Annotated in this window: 5 protein-coding genes; 3 read left to right on the forward strand and 2 right to left on the reverse strand. The window is 73.2% G+C overall.

Going from position 1 to position 4,321, the window contains the following annotated elements:
- Together G3I40_RS28870 and G3I40_RS28875 are read right to left on the reverse strand one after the other, a co-directional pair.
- Positions 1–1,038 (reverse strand): ABC transporter ATP-binding protein (locus tag G3I40_RS28870; RefSeq protein ID WP_164305432.1); only part of this gene is annotated, 1,038 nt, incomplete at its 3' end.
- Between the two features lie 37 nt (positions 1,039–1,075).
- Entirely contained in the window at positions 1,076–2,521 is a 1,446-nt protein-coding gene (locus G3I40_RS28875) for a cytochrome P450 (RefSeq protein ID WP_164305434.1), read from the reverse strand.
- 142 nt (positions 2,522–2,663) lie between these two features.
- On the opposite strand from G3I40_RS28875, the gene G3I40_RS28880 reads away from it, so the two are divergent.
- From G3I40_RS28880 to G3I40_RS28890, 3 genes are all read left to right on the forward strand, one after another.
- Positions 2,664–3,290, forward strand: coding sequence for a TetR/AcrR family transcriptional regulator (locus G3I40_RS28880; protein WP_164305436.1), 627 nt, complete (start codon positions 2,664–2,666; stop codon positions 3,288–3,290).
- 88 nt (positions 3,291–3,378) lie between these two features.
- Positions 3,379–3,834, forward strand: a complete 456-nt coding sequence (locus tag G3I40_RS28885) for a MarR family transcriptional regulator (RefSeq protein WP_164305438.1) — start codon at positions 3,379–3,381, stop codon at positions 3,832–3,834.
- A partial coding sequence (locus G3I40_RS28890; RefSeq protein ID WP_343245046.1) for an MFS transporter occupies positions 3,831–4,321 on the forward strand: 491 nt, incomplete at its 3' end. The genes G3I40_RS28885 and G3I40_RS28890, both read left to right, overlap by 4 nt.

The following is a 4,321-nucleotide window of genomic DNA, read 5'->3' on the forward strand; positions in this document are numbered from 1 at the left end:
CCCGGCGCCCGCCGGGGCGAGCGCGAGGAACCGCAGCACCCGGCGGGCCGAGACGAGCCCCCGCCCCAGGTCGTAGCCGCCCTCGATGAAGAACTGCACCGGAACGACCAGCATCGCCACATAGCCGTACGCGGCCACCAACTCGCCCACGGACAGCTGCCCTTGAGCCGCCATGCGCGCGCCCAGCCAGGTCACGCACGCGAGGAACAGCGCCGGAAGGCCGACCGCGAGTGCCTGGACCCAGCTCATCACCCGGGCCACCCGGTAGCCCTCGTCGCGCAGCCTTCGGGTGTCGCGGCGCAGCCGCCGCGCGTACACGTCCTTGCCGCCGAGCCCGGCCAGCACGCCGAGGCCGCCGACGAGGTCGGTCAGCCGTGACGCGAGGACGCCCTGGCGGTCCCGGTAGCCGGACTCCACGCCCTGCAGCCGGCCCAGCAGCGGGCCCAGGCAGCCGGCGAGCAGCGGCACGCCCAGCAGGATCACCACGGCGAGGAGCGCCGAGATCGACAGGAGCAGCCCGGCCACCACGGCGTACGCGACGACGGCGCCGACCCCGGGGCCGGTGAGGGTGAGGGTCTGGCTGATCCGGGCCACGTCGCCGACGCCGACGGTGACGACCTCCCCGGCCGCGACCCGGCCGGGGAGCACGGCACCGAGCCGGGTCGCGTGCCGGGTGACGAGCCGCGTCGTACGGAAAGTGGCGTCCATCCGGACCCGGGTCATCGTGCGGTGCCGCATGATCGCGAGCCACGCGTTGACCGCGCCGAGCGCCAGCAGTACCCCGCACCAGCCGTACAGGGCACGGGAGTCGGCGCCGAGGAGACCGTCGTCGATGGCGCGCGACAGGACGTACGGGGGAAGCGTGAGCCCGACCATCCACAGGCTGCCGAGCAGGGCGCCGGCCGTGACCCGCCCTCGCTGCCGGGTCACCAACCACCACAAGTAGCGGACCGGACCCCGCTCGTCGGGCGTGCCGGGATCGGGCCCGAGGGCCGCCGCGGCACTCTCCTCGGCCGGTTCCGTGCGCGTGACACTCATCGGCGCAGCCTACGAGGCGGGCCGACCGGCCGGAAGATCAGCGGCGGGTCAGGCACAGTCGCAGATCGTGCGGCATCAGTGTCAGTCGCTCCGTGATGCGCAGCTGGTAGCCGGGCTCCGGGTGCAGGTCGTAGCGGCGCAGCAGCAGGCCGAGGACCAACATCGCCTCGTGCAGGGCGAATTGGCGGCCGATGCAGGCCCGCGCCCCGGTGCCGAACGGCTTGAAGACGTGTGCGGGGCGGGCGCGCACCGCCTGCGGCGCGAACCGCTCCGGGTCGAAGACCTCGGGGTCGGCGCCCCACGCCTGCGGGTCGCGGTGCAGCATCGTGGTCAGGACCAGCGCCCACGCGCCGCGCCGCATCGGGTGCCGCCCGCCCAGCGTCGTGTCGGCCACCGCCTCGCGCGCGAACGCCGGCGCCGTCGGCCACAGCCGCAGCGACTCGTCCAACACCCGTCGCAGATAACGCAACTTGGCGACCTGCTCGTACGCCGGTACGTCCACGTCGCCCCAGACCCGGTCCACCTCCTCCTGCGCCTTCGCCAGCACGGCCCGGTCCTGCGCGAGGTAGTGCAGCGCGAACGACAGGGCGCCCGAGGTCGTCTCGTGCCCGGCGACCAGGAACGTGATCACCTGGCGGCGGATGTTCTCCGGTGCGAGCCGCTCGCCCGTGTCGGGGTGGGCGATGTCGAGCATCCGGTCGAGCAGGTCGCCGGGGCCGCCGGCCGAGGCGCGGCGCGCGGCGATCACCTCGTCGACCGTCCGGTTCAGATACGCGCGGTCCGCCGCGTTGCGCTTCTCGGCACCGCGCAGCAGCACCGAGGACAGCAGCGGCGGCACCACGTTGCGCCGCTGCGCGAACGACAGGGCGCCGACCATCGCCGTCACGAACGGATGCGGGCGCTCGCGCTCGAAGGACCCGAAGTCATGGCCGAAGCCGGTGCGCGCGATGGTCTCCAGCGTCAGCTTCGTCATGTCACCGGGTACGTCCACCGTGCGTCCGGCGGCCTCGCTCGCGTCCCACGCGGCCGTCAACCGGCCCGCCACGTCCAGCATCAGCGGGTGATACCCGGCCATCGCCTCCCGGCTGAAGCCGGGTGCCAGAATGTCGTGCGCCAGCTGCCAGTTGGGTTCGTGGTTGTACGCCGTGAACAGGCCGTCGCCCGCGACCGGCCGCAGGTTCGCGACCCCGAGCCCGACGTGCTTGGCGAACCGCGCCTCGTCCGCCAGTTCCGCGGCCAGCTCCGCGCCCGCCACGAACACGATCTCCTTGCCGAACCCCTTGCGCCGGAAGATCGGGCCGAGCTGCGTCGCGATCCGCATCGAATCCTGCAGCGGCGTACGGACGTTGGCGCCCATCACGTCGCCGATCAGTGGCACCCGGCGCGGCGGGTGCGGAATCCGGTCGAGGCGCGGCCAGCCCTGCTCGGCACCGCGAAAGCCCCGTGGCAGCACGCCTGCCGCCGACTGTGTCACCTGCGCCATCGTGCCCATCTCCCTTGCGCGACCGGCCGGTTGGGCCCGCTCTCGCGCCTTGTTAGACGTGGATTCAATAATGCGCCATAGTGTGGTCCCGTTGTTGAACCGACGTCAAGTAAGCCGGTACAGGTCCAGGTAGGGTGCCCGCATGAGCGCAGAGCGAGGGGGAGCGCGGACGACGGGGGAGCGGACGCGGCGCAGGCTGAGCACCGCGGAGCGGCGCGAGCAACTGCTGTCCGTGGGTGCCAAGTTGTTCGCGCAGGACCCGTACGACGACGTGTGGATCGAGCAGGTCGCCGAGATCGCGGGCGTCTCCCGCGGGCTGCTTTACCACTACTTCCCGACGAAGCGGGACTTCTTCGCCGCCGTCGTCCGCCGTGAGAGCACCCGGATGCTGCGGCTGACCGCGGCCGTCCCCGGCGTCCCGGTGCGCGACCAGCTCGGCACCGGCCTGGACACCTTCCTGGAGTACGTCGCCTCGCATGCGCAGGGTTTTCGCGCCTTCCACCGCGCCGAGGCGGCGGGCGATCCCGTCGTGCGCACCGTGTACCGGGAAGGCCTCGCCGCCCACGAGGCGCAGATCATGGCCGCGCTGGCCGCCGATCCCCAGCTCGACGGCCGTCTCCCCGAGCCGGCGGAGCTGCGGCTCGCGGTGCGCGGCTGGCTCGCCTTCCTCGTCGCGGTCTGTCTGGACTGGCTCGACGCGCCGGAGCTGACCCGTACGCAGGTGCGCGACCTGTGCGCACGGACCCTGCTCGGGGCGCTCGCACCCTGAGCCTCCTCCCGCGTACCGAGCGCCGCATGATCGTCATGATCGTAAGGGAAACTTGCAAGGCTTCCTGTCTATCTCTTACGGTGGGGGCATGTCAGGAACGCAGGGACCCGCGGCCGCGGAGCCGCCCACCGAGCGGATCGCGGCCGATCTCGCCACCGTCGTCGGGCGGCTCTCGCGCCGACTGCGCAGCGCGTCGCCGGACAGCCTCCTCACGCCCACCCAGCGCACGGTCCTGGCCCGCCTCGGCACGGAGGGCCCCGCCACCACCGCGGCGCTCGCCCGCTCCGAGTACGTCCGGCCGCAGTCCATGCGCCTGACCGTCGGCGCGCTGGAGGAGCAGGGCTTCGTGACGCGCTCCCCGGACCCGCACGACGGGCGCCAGTCCGTCATGTCGATCACCGAGAGCGGCCGCGCCACCCTCGACTCCGTACGCGCCGCCAAGCACGGCTGGCTCGCTCAGGCCCTCGCCGACGAGCTCGACGCGTCCGAGCGGCGCACCCTCGCCGAAGCGACCCTGCTCCTGGAGCGGCTGGTGCAGAAGTGAGCGGTGATACGGGCGAGATAACGACCACGCCCGTCGCCGCCCCAGCGGCCGCGACCGGGGAACAGCCCGGATTCCGCGCCCGGCTCACCGCGCCGCTGCTGCTCGGCTCGGTGCTCAACCCGCTCAACACCACGATGATCTCCACCGCTCTGGTGGCGATCGGACACACCTTCGGGATCGGCGCCGCCGACACGGCCTGGCTGATCTCCGTGCTCTACCTCGCCAGCGCCGTCGCCCAGCCCGTGCTCGGCAAGCTGGCCGACGCCCTCGGACCGCGCCGCGTCTTCCTCGCCGGGCTCGTCGTGGTGTGCGCCTCCGGTCTCGTCGGCGCGTTCGCCCCCACCTTCGGCTGGCTCATCGTCTCCCGGCTGCTGCTCGGCATCGGCACCTCCGCCGCGTACCCCGCCGCGATGGCCGTCCTGCGCGACGAGGGGCGCCGCGTGGGGCGCAGGCCGCCGCGGCCCGTCATGGCCCGGCTGTCGTTCGC

It is taken from the genome of Streptomyces sp. SID14478 (genome assembly GCF_010548525.1).
Taxonomy (GTDB): Bacteria; Actinomycetota; Actinomycetes; order Streptomycetales; family Streptomycetaceae; genus Streptomyces.